A 17588-nucleotide genomic window follows, 5' to 3' on the forward strand; every position below is an offset into this window, starting at 1 on the left:
GAAATTTATTGAATTTAAGCATAGTTTTCTAAATAATGCGTTTAAATTCTTGGCGATTTCTAGTCATCATAAAGCTTTGTTCAAAAAAGATGAGTAGGGTTACAGATACACCAACGGCTAGAGCTAAGGTTACAGAAAGGGTTGTAAAAAAATGATCAAAAAAACTGATTAAAAAATTTGTTTTAGCTTGTAAATCTTCACTTCTTATAAAAGAGAAAAGGTATAAAATGGCTTGATAGGCGTAAATTCCGGGTATCATAGGAATTAGAGCTGGAAAGGTGATGATTTCAGCGGGTGTTTTGCTGATTTTAGCGCATAAAATCCCTAGACAACCTATACAAAAAGAAGCTACAAAGGTCGCTATGGCTAGAGTTTGAAAATGAAAATAATTTAACAAAGCAAAACGCAATCCGTGTGCAATGGCAGCTAGAAGAGCTGAAAAAATGAGTGTTTTTAAGGGGGGATTGCAAGCATAAGCAAAGCCAAATCCAGCAATCGCTGCAAAAAGCATATCATTAAGTAGGGCATTCATTGTAAAATTCCATAATTTGAAAGACTTAAGGTTGCATAAATACCCATAGCAATGCAACATACTAAAATCACAACACTAATAATACGACTAAGTCCCATCAAAATGTGGTCTTTTAAAATATCGATAATGGAATTGATGAAAAATACTCCAGGTATGAGATATAAGATGCTTGAACCTAAAGCTATATCGGCTTCTTTTGTTAAATTTGCATCGATTCCTAAAAAAACAATCCACGATGAAATAAAAGCACAAATGAGATATTGAATTCTTAAATCAATTTTAATTTTAGTTAAAATATATCTTAAACTAAGTCCTGCAAGTGTGCCTAAAAACACTAAACAAAAGCCCCCAAAATCTCCCCCAAAAAGCCTACAAAAAGCAGCATTTCCAAGTGAAACGAGAAGTAGAGTTAGGGCGTAAGGGTGCTTTTTTTGTGTGCTGATTTGATAAAAAAGTTTTTTAGCGTTTTCTAGTTCGTATTTTTTATCATAAATCGCCCAGCTTAAAGCGCTTAAATCTAAAATCAGCTTAAAATTTAAATGTGCGTGTTTGTTGGGTATGATATAGGTGCGATTAATGGAATTATCATCTTTATCGACTATATTAATAGAAAAATGATGAAAAAAGAAGTTGATATTAACCTCATAGCCGTAAATTTGTGCAATTCTACCAACACATTTTGAAACCCTTGCCGTGTAAGTGCCTGAGCTTAACATCAGTTTTGTATATTCTGTCAAAAAATCGCTTAGAGCTTGAACTTGGGGCTTTTTCATTGTTTTTCTTTGATGAAAGGTTTTTTAAATTTGATGTAAATAAGGCTAATGATGAGGACAAAAAGCAAGATGAAAAGTAAAATTTGATGTAAATATTCTTTAATCAAGTCTTCATTTTCTCCTAAAAAATAGCCCAAAAAGACAAGTATGCTGACCCAAATTCCACTTCCAGCGGCGGTAAAAATGACAAAATTAATCACTCTCATTTTAGCTAAGCCAGCCGGCATAGAGATGTATTGACGAATGCCCGGAAGCAAACGACAAACGAAAGTAGAAAATTCGCCGTGTTTATTAAAGAAGTCTTCAAATTTAGCAAATTTTTCTTCTGTAATGCCAAAAAATCGCCCATAACGCAAGATAAAATCTCTTCCCCAAAAAAAGCAAAGATAATAGTTAATTAAAGCTCCCAAAATAGAACCAAAAATCCCGCTTAAAATACAAAGGCTAAGATCAAGCTCCCCCTTATGTGCCAAATAACCAGCAGGTATCATCACAATTTCGCTTGGAAAGGGTATAAAGCAACTCTCCAAAGTCATCAAAAGCACAATGCCAAGGTAGCCCCACGCACTTGCCGTTTCGATGATGAAATTAAATATCTCTTGCATTAAATTTGGTCTAAAATCTCAATGTCTATGATTTTATCTCCTTGTTTAATGGAGTCTAAAACTTCGAGACTTTTTGTATCTTTTTCGTCAATTTGTCCAAAAACGGTATGAACGCCGTCTAAATGAGGCTGTGGGCTGTGCGTGATGAAAAATTGCGAACTACCCGTATCACGTCCTGCGTGTGCCATAGAGAGTGTGCCTCTTAAATGTTTGTGTGTTTGATTATCGCATTCGCAAGCGATTTTATAGCCTGCTCCTCCTATGCCATTTCCGTGTGGGCAGCCTCCCTGAATCACAAAATTTTTTATGACGCGGTGAAAGTTTAAATTTTTATAAAAACCCTCTTTAGCTAAATTTGCAAAATTACACACAGTTTGCGGAGCTTCTTCGCCAAAAAGTTTAAGCTTGATGTCGCCTTTTTCGGTTTTGATGAGGGCGACTTGATACTCTTTTACCTTGCTGGTGTCTATGGTTTTTAGCATTGATTTTCCTTTATGGTGTTTTCCAAAAGTTTTAGAGCGTTTTCTAATCTTAAATCTAGCGTTTGTAAGGCTTGAAAGATAAATTCTATCAGCTTTAAATTTTCTCGCAATAAAATTAAGTTTTTATTAAATGTATCCTCTAAAGTTCTTGGATTTAAAACCAAAATTCTAGCAAGATTTAGTTTAAACTGGGTAATGTAAGGACTTAAAAGCTCAAATAATTCATAATATTTTTCCTTAGCCTGTGAAAGAGAGTTTTGAATTTCGTCTAAAAGCTCAAGTTTGTAATGTTTTAAATTAGCACTTTCAAGCCTTATGATTTCCTCTTGTATGCGTTTGTGAAAATGCGAAAGTGTGGCTTGAAATTCCTTGCTATGTTTTTGTGCGAGTGTGATTTTCTCACTTGCTTTTTGCAAAAGTTCTTTGGAATTTGTAGGTTTTGTAAGGGGCGTAAAGGGTCTTTTTAGCTTTTCTTTTAAAAGCTCTTCGCAACAGGACTTAAAAGCTTTTTCTATGCAATGCTCTATCCTAGCACCTCCCTCAGTGGCATTATAGCAAGTGGGGCTTTGGCGTAAAATCATATCCTCTAAGTTTTGTTTAAATAAAAACCAAGTGTTATGAGTGAGAACCTCGCCCTCTCCACCATAAGCTAAAACGCTAATTTTCTTATTTTCGCTCTCAAAATCTTGCCCGTTTTGATAATCTTTTGGGTGAGAAAAGCCACTTTCATCATAGCTTAAATCCTGCCCGATTAAGATGATATTTTGAACCTCAAGAGCACTGGCAAGTGCATAAGACATACAGGCAACATTAGAAAGTGGTTGCTCAAAATCATAGTCCTTAAAGTCCATAAAATCAGCAAAATATAAAGCTTTATTAATGAGAATACAATCTTTATCTTTAAGATAAGTGGTAGCATTTGGATGCACTAAAGAAACTAAAATAAAGCAAATTCCCTCATCAAAATCCCCAAAATCGTGCTTAAAAAATTCCGCCGTAAAATCACTTCTTTCCACCATACATACAAAATCAGGCTTAATATTATGCTTTGCTAAAATAGGATAAGCACTATCCGCACAAAAGATTAAGGCTTTTTCTCTATACTCTTTTAAAAGAGGAAGTTGCTTCATAAGGCTTGGTCCTGTGCTTACGATGATGGCAGTTTTGCTTAAATTGCGTCTTTTATCTAAGAATTCTTTGAGGCTTGGGCGTGTCAGTTGAAAGGGGAGATTGAGAATAAATTGCTCTATGCCTTGCAAGGAGTCAAGAGGGTCGTTTCCTTGAGAGCAAATGGCGTAGCTAAAGCTTTGAAGTAGGGTTTGATTAAGCTTTATAATATCATCGCTAAATTTTTCATAATAATCACTACAAAGTTCTAAAAAATACACTCTAGCATAGCTAAAAAAAGGCTCTAAGTAGCAAAGACAGCGAAGCTCCTCGGCGTTTATGGTATTAGCGTTAAAAATTAAGATTTTCTGCTCTGCAAGTTCTTTTGAAAAATCGATATAATGAAAGATAGTGTAAAGAATTTCAAGTTCTTTTTCAAAAATGACAATGTGTTTTAAATTAGGATTTTGAAGGAGAAATTGATACAAAAGCCCATTGCCAAAGCCGTAAAAATAAAGCACAGGATAAAGAGCAAATTTATCATTGTAACGCTCTAAATTTTGCTTAAGTTCATTTAAGGGATTTTGATACATCACCCCCCCCCCCTCGTCAAGCAAATTTAGATCAAGTTCATTTTCGCCTACGATGAGTTTAAATTTGCTTTCTTTTATACTAAGAAGTTCTTGTTTTAAAAGAGGATTTTTAAGAGCGTTTAAATTTTTTTCAAAAAAGACTTTTTGCATATTTTTCCTTTATTTTGTCCTTGTAGAAGCTTAAATGTTGCAAAGCGTTTTCAAGAGGTTTTAAGTGTTTAATAAGTGTGTCTTTTTGTGCTTTTAAGCCTTGTTTAGCTAGAGCGATGAGGCTTAGATGAGCCTTGGCGTAAAGCAAGGTTTTTTCGTAATTTTCTTGGATATTTTTAGTATTTTCTACCAAAATCATAGCAAGGTCAAATTCAAATTGTGCTAAGAGAGGATTTAAAACATCAAATAAAATCGCCTTGTCGCTTTTATTGTTTTCTATTTTTTCCTTACAATTTTCTATGAGTTCGACTAAATTTGTTTGCGTTTCTTTGAAAGTTTGAGGATTAGAAAGAGAAAAAGTCTCGTAGGCTTTTTGAATTTCACCTTCATTTTCCTCAAGCTCTTGTAAAAATGCTTCGCTTAAACTTAAACTTTGATAAATTTTAGCATAGCATTTGAGTAAAAGCTCGTCTTGTTTGGCTTGGCTTAAGGGTTTTAAATTTTCAAAAGGTCTTTTTAATTCCTCTTTTAAAAGCTCTTCGCAACACTGCTTAAAGTCTTTTTCTATCGTTCCTTCTATCCTAGCACCTCCTTGCGTAGCGTTAAATATGCGAATGTCAAGCCACTTCTTAGCCTCTAAAATATCTTTTTCAAAACTATGCTTAAACATATTCCAATATAAATTTGTTTTCACAAAACCTTCCCCACCATAAGCTAAAACGCTAAATTTCTTACTTTCACTCTCATAATCTTGCCCGTGTTGATAGTCTTTAGGGTGAGAAAAGCCACTTTCATCATAGCTTAAATCCTCTGCCCGATTAAGATGATATTTTGCACTTTCAAGCATAAAGATAGCACAAAAGCTAAATTCGCCACGCTTGGACCTCCATAATGCAGGGCAAAATCATCGAGCTTAAAAGCCTTGATGAAAGGCAGGGTTTCGTTAAATACAATATAGCTTCTTTTGTATTGCTCCATATATTTAAGAGCGTTTGGATGCACGACACTTTTAAGGATAAAGCAAATTCCCTCATCAAAATCCCCAAAATCGTGCTTAAAAAATTCCGCCGTAAAATCACTTCTTTCCACCATACATACAAAATCAGGCTTAATATTATGCTTTGCTAAAATAGGATAAGCACTATCCGCACAAAAGATTAAGGCTTTTTCTCTATACTCTTTTAAAAGAGGAAGTTGCTTCATAAGGCTTGGTCCTGTGCTTACGATGATGGCAGTTTTGGCAATGTTCCCTCTTTTGTTTAAAAGTTCCTTAACGCTAGGACGACTTACAATGAAAGGAAGATTATGGATAAAATGCCCCACACCTTGTAAGGCGTCCTCTAGGTTATTACCCTTGCTAAACATCGCTTGAGAAAAGGTTTCTTGTAAATCAAGGGCGAGTCTTTCATAATCTTGCTGAAAATTTTCATAATACTTAGCACCCAAATGCAAAACGAAAGTCTTAGCATAAGCTAAAAAAGGCTCTTTTGTGCAAAGCTCTCTTAAAATTTCATTATTTGTTTGATGATAGATGATGAGTTTTTGCTCTTTTAGCTCTTTTGAAAAATCAATGAGACTCAGGCACAGCCATAAAAGCTCTAAATTTCTTTCAAATATTACCAAATGCTTATGGTGTGGGTTTTGAAGTAAGGCTTTATACAAAAGCCCATTGCCAAAGCCGTAAAAATAAAGCACAGGATAAAGAGCAAATTTATCATTGTAACGCTCTAAATTTTGCTTAAGTTCATTTAAGGGATTTTGATACATCACCCCCTCCTCTAAATTCGAAAGGTTAAGCTCTAAACTATCCTTTCCAAAGACGGGCTTAATGTGCGTATGTTTAATGCCTCTTAGCTCTAATTTTAGCGTTTGGTTTTCAAGAGCATTTAAATTTTTTTCTAAAATAGTCATTCTATATTCGTATAAACAGCTTGGACATCATCATCATCTTCTAATTTATCGAGCAGTTTTTCTATATCGGCTAGTTGCTCCTCACTAAAACTTACAGGCGAATTTGGCACATATTCAAGCCCTGCCTTTTTAAGCACCAAGCCCTTAGCTTCAATGGCATTGCTTAATTCCCCAAAAGCAGTATAATCACCGCTAATTAAAAGCTCTTCTTCATCTTGATTTAGTTCCTCAAGTCCTGCATCGATGAGGTCAAGCTCAAGCTCCTCTAAATCGCCCTCAAATTTTTCTAAATGAAAAACCGCCTTTCTAGCAAACATAAAACCTAAAGCCCCGTTTTGCAACATTTCTCCACCATTTTTGTTAAAGATAGCCTTGACATTAGCCACGGTTCTGGTTGGATTATCACTCATACACTCAACCATTATCAAAGCTCCGTGCGGTGCTTTACCCTCATAATGTATGCTTTTAATCTCCGCACTATCCTTACCGCTTGCCCTTTTGATTGCGGCGTCGATGTTGTCTTTTGGCATATTATTTGCCTTAGCGGTGGCGATGGCAGAACGGAGTTTAGGATTCATATCAGGGTCGCTTCCTCCCTCTTTTGCTGCGACTTGTATGGCTTTAGCAAGTTTGGGGAAAAGCTTACTCATCTTGTCCCATCTGGCTTCTTTTGAGGCTCTGCGGTATTCAAATGCACGTCCCATAGTGTCCTTTCTTAGTCTTTTTAAAGTTGAAAGTATAAAATAATAAGGCTTTAAGGGTGTTTAAAATTTAATTTTATACCCAAAAATCTCCTAATATCTTGCTGGGTATAAAATGGGTATAAAAATATTAGCGAAATATAACGAATAAAAATAGGGTTTCCATTTTTTGATTTTTATAAAAGTCATATTTTTCCATTGTTTGAAAGGGGTTAGTGAAAATACGGAATAAAATAATGGTGGATTTAGCAGGACTCGAACCTGCGACCAACCGGTTATGAGCCGGTTGCTCTAACCAACTGAGCTATAAATCCACTGGCTTGGTTTAAAGCCGAAATTATAGCTTAAAATCCTTAAAAAGAAATTTAACCTTTTATTTTATCCGTCCAAAAAAATCTAAAGGTAATTAAGTGCTGTAAAATGCCGAAAAAGACCATAAAGGTTGTAAAAGAGCTTCCTCCATAGCTAAAAAAGGGCATAGGCACACCAACTACCGGTGCAAAGCCAACAGTCATAGAGATATTAACGGCTGTGTAAATAAAGATAAACAAAGCAACACAATTAATCACAACGCGTGTGAAATAATCTTCTTTAAATTTGTAATTTAAACTTAATAAATGAAAAATGAGTAAAGCATACAAAAGCACTAAAAATAAAGCCCCAAAAAAGCCAAAACGCTCTACAACATAAGCAAAGATAAAATCACTTGTTGAAATAGGCAGGAATTTAGAATGTGTTTGCGTGGCTTCATCTTGCACCTTACCGCTAAGTCCCCCGCTACCTATGGCGATGATGGATTGTGCGACTTGATGACTGGGCTTTTCAGATAAAAAATCGTGAATTCTTTGCTTTTGATAAGGTTTTAAAAAATGTGTATAAATAAGCGGTGAGGCAAGAGCTAGAGCTAAAAAGATGCTAAGCCAAATTTTGTAATTCACCCCAATGATAAAAAGCACACCAAAACCTACAATTAAAAGAATGCTTGCTGTTCCAAGGTCTGGTTCTTGCGTGATGAGAAGAAAGGGCAAGAGTATGAAAAAGCTTAATTTCATAAAATCCTTGACTCCATAGCCTTCTTTTGGCGGAGGATTTTGGTAGATAAGATAGGCTAACATTAAAATAAAAGCAGGTTTAAAAAGCTCGGAAGGCTGGATAGTAAAGGAAGTAAAAGGGATAGCAAGCCATCTTTTTGCTCCCAAATTCTCCACGCCAAATAAATCTACGCTTAAAAGTAAAGCGATATTAATCCAGTAAAGCACAGGGATAAGCCAAATAAATCTTCTAAGTGGTAAAAGAAAAAAGAAAGAAAAGGTCAAAAAGCCCACGCAAATGTAAATAAACTGCTTTTCGGCTAGCCTCGCACTTGCTTCATAAATAAGAAAAAAAGAAAGTATAATGATAGGTAGGATAAGTATGGGCTGAATATAGTCAAAATGCGTAAGTATTCTTCTGTCAAGTTTAAACAAAATTTGCCTTTTGTGATAAAATACGCAATTATACGCTAGAATATTAAATTGCAAGGAAAGATAAGGATAAAATGCAAACTTTTTTGGTTGATGAGAATTTAAGACTTGATGTGAAACTTGCTAAAATTCTTAATCAAAGTCGCTCACAAATTAGCCTACTCATAGAAAATAACGCCGTTTTAGTTAATGATGTCGTTCAAAATAAAAATTCCTTTAAACTCAAACAAGGCGATCTTATCACACTTAAAACCCTGCCGCAAAAAGAACTTAAAACACAATATGAAGTGAATTTTGATGTTGATGTTCTTTTTGAAGATGATGATATTTTGGTTTTAAATAAGCCTCAAAATTTGGTTGTTCACGGTGCAAGTAGCGTGAAAGAGGCAACTTTGGTTGATTGGCTACTTGCGAAAAAATATACGCTTTCAAATTTAGCAGGAGAGCTGCGTGCCGGGCTTGTGCATAGGCTAGATAAAGAAACGAGTGGGGCAATTATCATTGCGAAAAATAATTTTTCTCATCAGTTTTTAAGTGAGCAACTCCAAGATAAAAGCTTGGGTAGAATTTACCTTGCGTTAATTGACTTGCCACTAAAAGAGGATAAAATAATTCTCAATAAAGCTTTAGCAAGAAGTATGCAAAATCGCATTAAAAAAGTTGCTCTTGAAGAGAGAGATTTGACTTCAAAAATGCAGGCAAAAGAGGCTAAAAGTGCTTTTATAAATTTGGCACTTGGTAAAGATGTCAATTTAATCGCAGCAAAGCTTTTTAGCGGGAGAACGCATCAAATAAGAGCACATTTAGCAAGTATCAACCGCCATATTTTAGGTGATACGCTTTATGGTTATAAGGGAAATGAAGCCTGTAGGGTGATGTTGCACGCTTATTATGTGTATTTTAAACATCCAAAAACAAATGAAACAATTTTTGTTAAAGCACCTTTAATGCAAGATTTTAAAGAGCTTTTAGAAAAAAAACTTTTAATAGGAGAAGATAATGAGACAATTTCACTTAAGCATTTGCTTGGCGAGTTTAACTCTTTTATTTAGTGCTTGTAGTGTGGCTGAACTTACCACACCTAAGCAAATGCAACTCAATGAAAGCTTACCAAAGGTGCAAAATCTTAAAAGTATAAGTGATTTAAGTAATGTTGCCTTTGAGTGGGAGCCTTTGTATGGTGAGAATATACAAGGCTTTTATCTTTACCGCTCAAGCGAAAAAGAGCCGCAAATGAAGCTTGTAGCGACTATTAAGGATAAATTTCAAACGCATTATGTTGATACAAAATTAGAAAGTGGGACGAAGTATCAATATATGATGAAAACTTTCAACGAGCAAGGACATTTTTCAGAGGAAGGGCAGGTAATAGAAATTGCAACCCAGCCACGCCCAGAGCCTTTAGCCTTTGTGCAAGCAATTACAAATTTGCCTGAACGCATTAAACTTATTTGGCGTCCACATACAGATTTAAGGGTCAATGCCTATATTATTGAAAAAAAGAGAGTGGAGGATAAAAAATTTGCAAAAATTGGTGAAGTGAAAAATCGCTTGAGTGCCGAATTTATCGATGAGGTTAAGGCAAATGAAAATTTTTTATATAGAGTGAGTGCTTTGACCTTTGATGGGATTCAAAGTGAGCCTAGCGAGGTGTTAAATTCGACCAGTAAAGCTTTGCCGCCTGAAATAACGCATTTAAGTGCAAGTAATGATCTTAACGGAAAAATTATATTAAGTTGGGATACGCCTGTATATGAGGATTTTTCTTATTTTAAAATTTATGCGACAAGTTCGAGCTTTTTACCCTTTACGCTTTTGGCAAAAACAGATAAAAATAACTATGAGGACATCGTGCAGGGTGCTGGAGAAAGTAAGCAATATAAAATCACTATGGTAGATAAAGACGGCTTGGAAAGTCCTATGCCTAAAAAGAGTGTCGAGGGTAAGACTTTGGGACTTCCTGCTAGTCCTAGCATTATCCTAGCACAAATTACAAGTGAGGGCATTGTGCTAGAGTGGGTAGATAACGATAATAGAGCCGTAGAATATGAAGTAAGGCGTTATGGAGGGGAGCAAAACGCTGTTTTTAAAGGAATTAAAGAAAAAAGATTAAGAGATATTAAGGCTTTAGCAGGAGTGGAGTATAGTTATGAGGTGATTGGCATTGATGAACTTGGACAACGCTCAGCACCCTCATCTAGGGTCAAAGCAGCACAATAATGCCAAATTTTAAAGCTAAAATCATAAAAGAGCTAACTTTGCCTTTTGAAAAAGACGGAGTAAGCTTTCTTTTTAAGGCGGAAAATACGAACATTACGCTGATTTTTACACAAGTTTTGGAGCAAAGCTTTTTTTTACAAATCAAAAAGGAAAAAAACACCTTTATCATCAAGGCAGATAAACACTCTAAGCCGTCTAAAATAGGCTATTTGCAAAAGGCTTTGAAGGTTTTTAAGGAGAATTTTTGCGAGGGAATTTTAAATGAGGCTTTCGGCTTAAAAAATAATGCTTTAGTGGAGCAAACACCCTTGATTGTCAAAGATTTTGAAGAGCTTTTAGTAAGACTTGAGAAAGAAGAGAAAATTTATATAGAAATAGGCTTTGGCTCGGGCAGACACTTGCTCTTTAAGGCGAAGCAAAATCCTGAAATTTTAATGCTTGGAGTAGAAATTTACACTCCAGCTCTCACTCAAGTAGCCAAACTTGCTAAGGCACATAATTTAAATAATATCCTTTTAGTTCAAAGTGATGCGAGGCTTTTATTAAGCGTTTTGAAAACTAAATCTATTGAAAAAATTTTTTTGCACTTTCCAGTGCCTTGGGAGGATAAGCCACATAGGAGGGTGATAAGTGAGGCGTTTTGCAAGGAGTGTGCGAGAGTTTTGAGGGGGGAATTTGAGCTTAGAACGGATAGTTTTGAATATTTTGATTTTACCTTGAAAGAATTTTTAATTTTTTCCAAACCGCAATTTTTGCTGAAAAAAAATGAAAATTTAGAAATTTCAAGCAAATACGAGGATAGGTGGAAAAAGCAAGAAAAAGACATTTATGATTTAATTGTTTGGGGACTTGATATGCCAGAGCAAAATCAGGGCGAAGAAAAGTTTGATTTTGCAAATTTATATTTAAACGCAAATCAAATAAAAGCTTTTTGGCAGCGGTTTGAAAAGAAAAGCATAAAAAGTAAGGATTATTTCTTAAGCTTTAGAAATCTTTATGAAAGCGAAAAGGGTTTTATTTTAAAATGTGCTTTTGGAGCTTTTAATGCACCATCGCACGCTTATATTTTATTGGGCAAAAAGACGAAATTTCTTTTTAAAAATCCTTTAAAAACACAAGAAAATTTAAAGGCATTAGAAGAATTAAAGCATAAAATTGAACAATTTTCTTAAGTTTTAAGCAAAATTAAAGCAAAATTGCAAAAAAAGAAAAGGTAAAAAATGGCAAATCTTATCGAGGCAAAAAAACTTTCTTTAGGTTATGATGAGTTGGTATTAAAAGAAGTAAGTTTTGCTTTTAAAAATGATGATTTTATTTTTATCACGGGCAAGAGTGGAAGTGGTAAAAGCACACTTTTAAAGTCTTTTTATGGAGATTTAGAGCTGCTTTCAGGGCAGCTTGAAGTGTGTGGGGCAAGTATGAGAAAGATAGGAAATTTAGAGCTTTTAAAGCTGCGTCAAAGGATAGGAATTATCTTTCAAGATTATAAACTCATACAAGAATATAGCATAGAAAAAAATGTGATGCTTCCCTTAATGATTAAGGGTTATTCTAAAAAAATTTGCCAAGAACAAGCGGCTAAACTTTTAAAACATGTGAATTTGACCTTTAAAGCTGATAAAAAGCCTGACCAGCTTTCAGGTGGTGAGCAGCAAAGAGTGGCTATGGCTAGGGCTTTAGCACATAATCCTAAACTTTTGCTTTGTGATGAACCAACGGGGAATTTGGACGAGTATTCCTCTGATATTATTTGGACTCTTTTAAAGTCTGCTCGTGAGCTTTTGGGCACTTGTGTTGTGGTTGTAACGCATAGAATTCCTAGTAATTTAAGATTAAATTACAGAAGATTTAATATAGAAAATGGAAAAATGAATGAAATTTTTTAGAACGCACTTATCTTTGATTTTACCTTTGCTTTTTATGATGTTTGCTTTTGAGTTTATTTTATTTTCTAATGCAACGCTAAATCACTATGAAAAAGTTGTCAATAAAGACTATAATATCATCGTTACAAGTAGTGTAAGTCTTGATGAAAATATACTTAAAACAAAACTAAATAGCTTTGTTTCTTTTGAACTTTTGGATCCTAAAAATTTGATTGAAAGGCTTAAAAATGACATTTCGGATAAGAATTTAAAGCTTTTGCGTGATTCTTTGCCGAAATTTTATAGTATTAAACTTAATTATTTGCCAACTCAAAGCGAATTAAGTGATGTAGAAAATCAGCTTTTAAGTATTAAGGGTATTAGTAAGGTCGAAACCTTTGCTAAAACGCATAATAAGGTCTATTCTCTTCTTGTTTTAATGAAATTTATTTTTTGGTTTTTTCTAGTAATTATTATTTTGCTAAGTTTTATACTTTTCTTAAAACAAATGCGAATTTGGCTTTATGAGCATACACAAAGAGTGGAGATAATGTGTCTTTTTGGAGCTCCTTTTTGGTTTCGCTCTTTTATGCTTTATAAGGTGGTGATAGTAGATTGCCTAATTGCTTTTATAATTTTACTTATCTTTTTTACGCAAATTTATCATTTTTCTTTAATACAAGAGAGTTTGAAAGCTGTGGATATTAGTTTGCCTGAGATTAATTTTGTTTTACATTTAAGTTTGATTTTCTTAGGCACTTTGGCGGTTTGTTTGCTTTGTGTGAATTTTGTGATGTTTAAGGTTAAAAAATGAGGAAATTATTCCTTTTTTCTTTGTTTTCTCTCCTACTTTTTGCAAATGGTATCGCTGAAAAAACGAAAGACTTGAAAGAAAATGAGCGTGTCCAACAACAGCTTAGTAAGAAGCTTGAGGATTTAGCACAAGATATTTTAAGTGGAGAGAAGAATCTTAAAAATTTAAGTGAGCAAATTAATATCCTTTCTTCTCAAACGAGTAAATTAGAAGCTAATGTCAAAATTCAAAACAAAGAACTTAGCACCTTAAATAATCAAAATAAAGAACTTTTGAAAATTAAATCTTTAATGGAAAGTAAGCTTATAAGCTTAATGGCTAAGGATTTCGCTTATAATTTGCCTATACCTGAGGGTTATATTGAAGGAGAAGAAAGCTTTATGGCTTTTGAACTTTTAGGAAGCTTGGATAAGGTCTTAAGTGAGGAAATTTCAAAGCTTTCTAAGGATTATGAGGGAGTGAATTTATTAATAGAAAATAAGCAAAAGCAAATTGAGCAAATTCGCCTTAATCTTAAAAATTATAACGAGCAATTAAAAGAGCTTCAAATCCTTAAAAATAGGCAAATAAAAGAAATTAATCAGCAAAAGACAGACCGACAAATTTACGCAAAAAAACTTGATAATTTAAAGGCACAGCAAGAGGAGCTAAGGGCAACTTTAGATAAGCTTAAAATCATTGATAAAAAAGAGCAGACTAAAGGGCAAAAAGAAGAAACTAGCAAAGTTGCTAATAATAATCAAAAAATAAGACAAATTGGCTCAAGCTACCAAGGAAGTTCTGTAAAGCGATACACTGGAAAAAAGACCATAGCACCACTTGATTCTTTTACTATTAAACAAAAATTTGGCAATTATGTTGATCCCATTTATAATATTAAAATTTTTAATGAAAATGTGGTTTTAAGAAGTAAAAAAACCGATGCAACCGTTAAAAGTGTGTTAGATGGTAGGGTTGTTTTTGCAAAAAATACCACTATGCTTCAAAGGGTTGTAATTATCGAACATAGTGATGGAATTCATACTATTTATGCACATTTAGATAAAATCGCTCCTAATATTAAAGTGGGAAAGAGAGTTAAAAAGGGTGCTGTTGTGGGTAGAATTAAAGATGATTTGACTTTTGAGGTAACACAGAAGAATTTTCATATCAATCCTTTGGAATTGATTAGCTTAAATTAGCTAGTTTTAAAGCAAAATTCATTATAATTAGCCATTAACAAGGAGAAAAAATGCAAAGTAGGAAGAGAGTTTTAGTTAAATTTTCTGGTGAGGCTTTGGCTGGGGAAACGGGCTTTGGAATTGAGGACTCTATCCTTAAATTTATTGCTTGCGAAATTAAAGAATTAATTTTAAATGATATTGAAGTTGGCATAGTGATAGGCGGAGGAAACATTATGCGAGGGGCTTTAGCGGCTAAAGGGGGACTTATAAAACGCACAAGTGGTGATCATATGGGTATGTTAGCTACGGTGATTAATGCTATTGCTATTCAAGAAGCACTTGAAAGTTACGGGCTTGATGTAAGGGTGCAAAGTGCGATACAAATGGAAGCTTTTTGTGAGACTTATATTATGCGAAGAGCACAGAGGCATTTAGAAAAGGGGCGTGTGGTCATTTTTGCTGCTGGGACAGGTAATCCCTATTTTACCACGGATACAACCGCGATTTTAAGAGCTGTGGAGATTGATGCGCAAATGGTCATTAAAGCGACTAAGGTTAATGGCGTTTATGATAAGGATCCAAAGAAATTTGACGATGCAGTCTTTTTAAGCACTTTAAGCTATGATGATGCGATGAAAGATAGCATTAAGGTTATGGACGATACAGCTATAGCTTTAGCTAAGGATAATGCCTTACCTATCGTAGTTTGCAATATGTTTGAAAGTGGAAATTTGCTTAAAATCATACAGGGTGATACGAGCCTTTGCTCAATTGTTAAAAATTAAATTTTAAGGAGAAAGTATGCAAAGAATAGAAGAAATTACAGCAAAAGCTTTAGAAAAAATGGGCAATGACCGCTACCGACTTGCCTTGGTTGTAGCACAAAGAGCCGAGCAGTTAGCAAATGGAGCGGCTCCTTTAGTTAGCCTTGATAAAAATAAAATCAAATTCGCCGACATTGCGCTTTTTGAGATAGCAGAAAATAAAATCACTTTAGAGGGTTTCGTTGAAAGCACTCGATGAGGAAGTATTTCTTGAAGAACTAATCGAAAATGCAAAAAATTGCAAAGATTTAGAAAATGCTAAGACACTTTTATATAGCATTTGTGAAAAAGATGCGATTTTAGAAAAGGCAGTTGAGTTTTGCATTAAATATCACGAAGGACAACTTAGAAAAAGCGGTGAACCTTATGCTGTGCATCCTATTTTGGTAGCTAGTTTGGTTGCTTTTTTGAGTGAGAATAGGGCTACCATTTTAGCCGCCTTACTTCACGATGTGATAGAAGATACTGCTTGCACGGAGGAAGAGTTAAAAGAGCAATTTGGCACGGAAGTTTTAAGGCTTGTTTTGGGGCTGACTAAAATCATAGAAATAAGAGAGGATAATCTCATCTCTTCTAAATCTAAAAAATCTCTCACCAAATCCGCCCTCACTTTTCGCAATATGCTTTTAGCGAGTATCGAGGATATAGGCGTTTTAATCGTTAAGCTTTGTGATAGGCTTCATAATATGCTTACCCTTGATGCCCTAAGGGAAGATAAGCAAAAACGCATCAGTGAAGAGACCTTAGTTGTTTATGCACCCATAGCGCACAGGCTTGGAATTTCTAGCATTAAAAATTATTTGGAGGATTTAAGTTTTCGCTATTTAATGCCAGAAGAATACCAGCAAATTTTTAATTACATTAATTCTAATGATCAGCAAATGCAACTTGGGCTTAATGAATTTATCTCTAAAATTGAGCTTTTGTTTTTAAATAATGGCTTTAGGCAAGGCACTTTTGAGATACAAAAACGCATTAAGCATAGCTATTCTATTTATCTTAAAATGCAAAGAAAGGGCGTTGGTATTGAAGAGGTTCTTGACTTACTTGGGGTAAGAATTTTGGTAGAGAAGGTGAGTGATTGCTACCTTGCACTTGGAATTTTACATACGAATTTTAATCCTCTCGTCTCGCGTTTTAAGGATTATATTGCCCTGCCTAAGCAAAATGGCTACCAGACCATACATACAACTATTTTTGATACAAAAAATATTATTGAGGCACAAATTCGCACTTTTGATATGCACAAAATTGCTGAATTTGGCGTAGCTGCACACTGGAAATATAAAGAAGATGGTAGTATTGTTGCACCGAAGCTAGATTGGATTAGTGATATTTCTATGCAAAGTGCAAATAATTTAGAAAATGCTGAAGATTATAATGCTATCGAGCTTTATGAATATGCTAAAGATAGCTTATATGTCGAAGATGTGGCTGTTTATTCTCCTAAGGGAGAAATTTTTACTTTGCCGCGTGGTGCTACGGTGCTTGATTTTGCTTATGAAGTGCATACTAAGGTGGGACTTCACGCTAAAACAGCCTATGTTAATCGTGTTAAAGTTCCACTTTTAACAGAGCTTAAAAATGGCGACATTGTGCGTGTGGTTACAAGTAATGATAAATTTTATCGCTGTTCTTGGATAGATAGCGTTAAGACAGGGAAAGCTAAGGCAAGCATTAGAGAATTTTGTAAGCAAAAAATGCGAGAAATTCACTATTTTAGTGCAATAAATATACTTTGTTTTGTTTTCAATGAAAGAAAAGAAAAAATCCTTTCTTGGATAGAAAAAGAAAATTTAATGCGTCATATTCGTAAGGTTGCTAAGGATAGTATTTATTTTAACGATGTTGTTAAGGGACTAAAAAAATATGCTAAAAAATCTTATTGGTTTGATAAATATGAAATTAAAGAACAGAAAATAGGAAATTTTTTATTTTATTCTAATCATAAAATTGTGAGTGTGGAATTTGACATTTGCTGCCACCCAAAAAGAGGTGATGAGGTGATGGCTTTTGTTGAAGCTGGGAATGTTATAGTGCATCATAAGCTTTGTGATAGGGCGGATAGGATGTTGGAAAATAAAGATATGGTTTTCATCGCTTGGGATTCTCATATGCCAAAATCCTATAAAATACTTCTTACTTTAGAAAATAAAAAGGGAATTTTGGCTGAATTTTTATCTTTACTTGCTAAAATGCAAATAAATTTATTAACAATTAATTTATCAAGCAATTTAAATTCTTCGGTAGATTATTTTGAAATGCTTATAGAAATTCCTGATAATATCAACCCAGATAGAGTCAAAGACAGATTGAAGGATAATTGTAAGCTTTTAGATTTTACTTCGCTTGATGATGCGTATAAAGAGGGTTAAAGAAAGGTTT

The 17588-nt window shown here is 34.3% G+C and carries 18 protein-coding genes and 1 tRNA gene; 9 read left to right on the forward strand and 10 right to left on the reverse strand.

Annotation, left to right across the window (positions count from 1 at the left end):
* Positions 1-28: 28 nt before the first annotated feature.
* From CVULP_RS02205 to CVULP_RS02250, 10 genes are all read right to left on the reverse strand, one after another.
* Complete coding sequence (locus CVULP_RS02205) at positions 29-532, reverse strand: threonine/serine exporter family protein (RefSeq protein WP_099461218.1); 504 nt, start codon at positions 530-532, stop codon at positions 29-31.
* Positions 529-1305, reverse strand: coding sequence for a threonine/serine exporter family protein (locus tag CVULP_RS02210; protein WP_099461219.1), 777 nt, complete (start codon positions 1303-1305; stop codon positions 529-531). Before CVULP_RS02210 ends, CVULP_RS02205 begins: the two co-directional genes overlap by 4 nt.
* Positions 1302-1910, reverse strand: coding sequence for a DedA family protein (locus CVULP_RS02215; RefSeq protein ID WP_099507112.1), 609 nt, complete (start codon positions 1908-1910; stop codon positions 1302-1304). Before CVULP_RS02215 ends, CVULP_RS02210 begins: the two co-directional genes overlap by 4 nt.
* A complete protein-coding gene (locus tag CVULP_RS02220; protein ID WP_099507111.1) occupies positions 1910-2392 on the reverse strand; it encodes a peptidylprolyl isomerase in 483 nt (160 codons plus the stop codon). Before CVULP_RS02220 ends, CVULP_RS02215 begins: the two co-directional genes overlap by 1 nt.
* Positions 2386-4242 carry a motility associated factor glycosyltransferase family protein gene (locus CVULP_RS02225; protein ID WP_180753022.1) on the reverse strand — a complete coding sequence of 619 codons (1857 nt, stop codon included), beginning with the start codon at positions 4240-4242 and terminating at the stop codon, positions 2386-2388. Before CVULP_RS02225 ends, CVULP_RS02220 begins: the two co-directional genes overlap by 7 nt.
* Positions 4223-5089: a motility associated factor glycosyltransferase family protein gene (locus CVULP_RS02230; RefSeq protein ID WP_099507110.1), complete on the reverse strand. Its 867-nt coding sequence runs from the start codon at positions 5087-5089 to the stop codon at positions 4223-4225. Before CVULP_RS02230 ends, CVULP_RS02225 begins: the two co-directional genes overlap by 20 nt.
* On the reverse strand, positions 5044-6153 hold the full coding sequence (locus CVULP_RS02235) for a motility associated factor glycosyltransferase family protein (RefSeq protein ID WP_099507109.1): 1110 nt from the start codon (positions 6151-6153) through the stop codon (positions 5044-5046). Before CVULP_RS02235 ends, CVULP_RS02230 begins: the two co-directional genes overlap by 46 nt.
* Entirely contained in the window at positions 6150-6857 is a 708-nt protein-coding gene (locus tag CVULP_RS02240) for a YebC/PmpR family DNA-binding transcriptional regulator (protein ID WP_099461366.1), read from the reverse strand. Before CVULP_RS02240 ends, CVULP_RS02235 begins: the two co-directional genes overlap by 4 nt.
* A 234-nt stretch (positions 6858-7091) precedes the next feature.
* Positions 7092-7168 (reverse strand) — tRNA-Ile (locus CVULP_RS02245).
* A gap of 51 nt (positions 7169-7219) precedes the next feature.
* The gene (locus CVULP_RS02250; RefSeq protein WP_099461367.1) at positions 7220-8320 is read right to left on the reverse strand and encodes an FtsW/RodA/SpoVE family cell cycle protein; all 1101 of its coding nucleotides are present in this window, start codon (positions 8318-8320) and stop codon (positions 7220-7222) included.
* A gap of 71 nt (positions 8321-8391) precedes the next feature.
* On the opposite strand from CVULP_RS02250, the gene CVULP_RS02255 reads away from it, so the two are divergent.
* From CVULP_RS02255 to CVULP_RS02295, 9 genes are read left to right on the forward strand one after another with little or no spacing between them, the layout of a single operon-like run.
* A complete protein-coding gene (locus CVULP_RS02255; protein ID WP_099461368.1) occupies positions 8392-9369 on the forward strand; it encodes an RluA family pseudouridine synthase in 978 nt (325 codons plus the stop codon).
* Positions 9317-10537: a fibronectin type III domain-containing protein gene (locus tag CVULP_RS02260; RefSeq protein WP_099461369.1), complete on the forward strand. Its 1221-nt coding sequence runs from the start codon at positions 9317-9319 to the stop codon at positions 10535-10537. The genes CVULP_RS02255 and CVULP_RS02260 overlap by 53 nt, the downstream gene beginning before the upstream one ends.
* Positions 10537-11709: a tRNA (guanosine(46)-N7)-methyltransferase TrmB gene (trmB, locus tag CVULP_RS02265; RefSeq protein ID WP_099461370.1), complete on the forward strand. Its 1173-nt coding sequence runs from the start codon at positions 10537-10539 to the stop codon at positions 11707-11709. Before CVULP_RS02260 ends, trmB begins: the two co-directional genes overlap by 1 nt.
* A gap of 48 nt (positions 11710-11757) precedes the next feature.
* Complete coding sequence (locus CVULP_RS02270) at positions 11758-12423, forward strand: cell division ATP-binding protein FtsE (protein ID WP_004275773.1); 666 nt, start codon at positions 11758-11760, stop codon at positions 12421-12423.
* Positions 12410-13216 (forward strand): ABC transporter permease, encoded by an 807-nt coding sequence (locus CVULP_RS02275; RefSeq protein WP_099461371.1) that lies wholly within the window; start codon positions 12410-12412, stop codon positions 13214-13216. The genes CVULP_RS02270 and CVULP_RS02275 overlap by 14 nt, the downstream gene beginning before the upstream one ends.
* Entirely contained in the window at positions 13213-14397 is a 1185-nt protein-coding gene (locus tag CVULP_RS02280) for a murein hydrolase activator EnvC family protein (RefSeq protein WP_099507108.1), read from the forward strand. Before CVULP_RS02275 ends, CVULP_RS02280 begins: the two co-directional genes overlap by 4 nt.
* A gap of 50 nt (positions 14398-14447) precedes the next feature.
* Complete coding sequence (pyrH, locus tag CVULP_RS02285) at positions 14448-15164, forward strand: UMP kinase (RefSeq protein ID WP_099461373.1); 717 nt, start codon at positions 14448-14450, stop codon at positions 15162-15164.
* A gap of 16 nt (positions 15165-15180) precedes the next feature.
* On the forward strand, positions 15181-15402 hold the full coding sequence (locus CVULP_RS02290; protein ID WP_099507107.1) for a DNA-directed RNA polymerase subunit omega: 222 nt from the start codon (positions 15181-15183) through the stop codon (positions 15400-15402).
* On the forward strand, positions 15386-17578 hold the full coding sequence (locus tag CVULP_RS02295) for a RelA/SpoT family protein (RefSeq protein ID WP_099461375.1): 2193 nt from the start codon (positions 15386-15388) through the stop codon (positions 17576-17578). Before CVULP_RS02290 ends, CVULP_RS02295 begins: the two co-directional genes overlap by 17 nt.
* The last annotated feature ends 10 nt before the right edge of the window (positions 17579-17588 follow it).

This window comes from Campylobacter vulpis (genome assembly GCF_014217995.1).
In the GTDB taxonomy this organism is placed as follows: Bacteria; Campylobacterota; Campylobacteria; order Campylobacterales; family Campylobacteraceae; genus Campylobacter_D; species Campylobacter_D vulpis.

Coding starts and splice junctions, on each gene's coding strand:
- CVULP_RS02205 (WP_099461218.1), bottom strand. CDS start 532: ATGAATGCCCTACTTAATGATATGCTTTTTGCAGCGATTGCTGGATTT.
- CVULP_RS02210 (WP_099461219.1), bottom strand. CDS start 1,305: ATGAAAAAGCCCCAAGTTCAAGCTCTAAGCGATTTTTTGACAGAATAT.
- CVULP_RS02215 (WP_099507112.1), bottom strand. CDS start 1,910: ATGCAAGAGATATTTAATTTCATCATCGAAACGGCAAGTGCGTGGGGC.
- CVULP_RS02220 (WP_099507111.1), bottom strand. CDS start 2,392: ATGCTAAAAACCATAGACACCAGCAAGGTAAAAGAGTATCAAGTCGCC.
- CVULP_RS02225 (WP_180753022.1), bottom strand. CDS start 4,242: ATGCAAAAAGTCTTTTTTGAAAAAAATTTAAACGCTCTTAAAAATCCT.
- CVULP_RS02230 (WP_099507110.1), bottom strand. CDS start 5,089: ATGCTTGAAAGTGCAAAATATCATCTTAATCGGGCAGAGGATTTAAGC.
- CVULP_RS02235 (WP_099507109.1), bottom strand. CDS start 6,153: ATGACTATTTTAGAAAAAAATTTAAATGCTCTTGAAAACCAAACGCTA.
- CVULP_RS02240 (WP_099461366.1), bottom strand. CDS start 6,857: ATGGGACGTGCATTTGAATACCGCAGAGCCTCAAAAGAAGCCAGATGG.
- CVULP_RS02255 (WP_099461368.1), top strand. CDS start 8,392: ATGCAAACTTTTTTGGTTGATGAGAATTTAAGACTTGATGTGAAACTT.
- CVULP_RS02260 (WP_099461369.1), top strand. CDS start 9,317: ATGAGACAATTTCACTTAAGCATTTGCTTGGCGAGTTTAACTCTTTTA.
- trmB (WP_099461370.1), top strand. CDS start 10,537: ATGCCAAATTTTAAAGCTAAAATCATAAAAGAGCTAACTTTGCCTTTT.
- CVULP_RS02270 (WP_004275773.1), top strand. CDS start 11,758: ATGGCAAATCTTATCGAGGCAAAAAAACTTTCTTTAGGTTATGATGAG.
- CVULP_RS02275 (WP_099461371.1), top strand. CDS start 12,410: ATGAAATTTTTTAGAACGCACTTATCTTTGATTTTACCTTTGCTTTTT.
- CVULP_RS02280 (WP_099507108.1), top strand. CDS start 13,213: ATGAGGAAATTATTCCTTTTTTCTTTGTTTTCTCTCCTACTTTTTGCA.
- pyrH (WP_099461373.1), top strand. CDS start 14,448: ATGCAAAGTAGGAAGAGAGTTTTAGTTAAATTTTCTGGTGAGGCTTTG.
- CVULP_RS02290 (WP_099507107.1), top strand. CDS start 15,181: ATGCAAAGAATAGAAGAAATTACAGCAAAAGCTTTAGAAAAAATGGGC.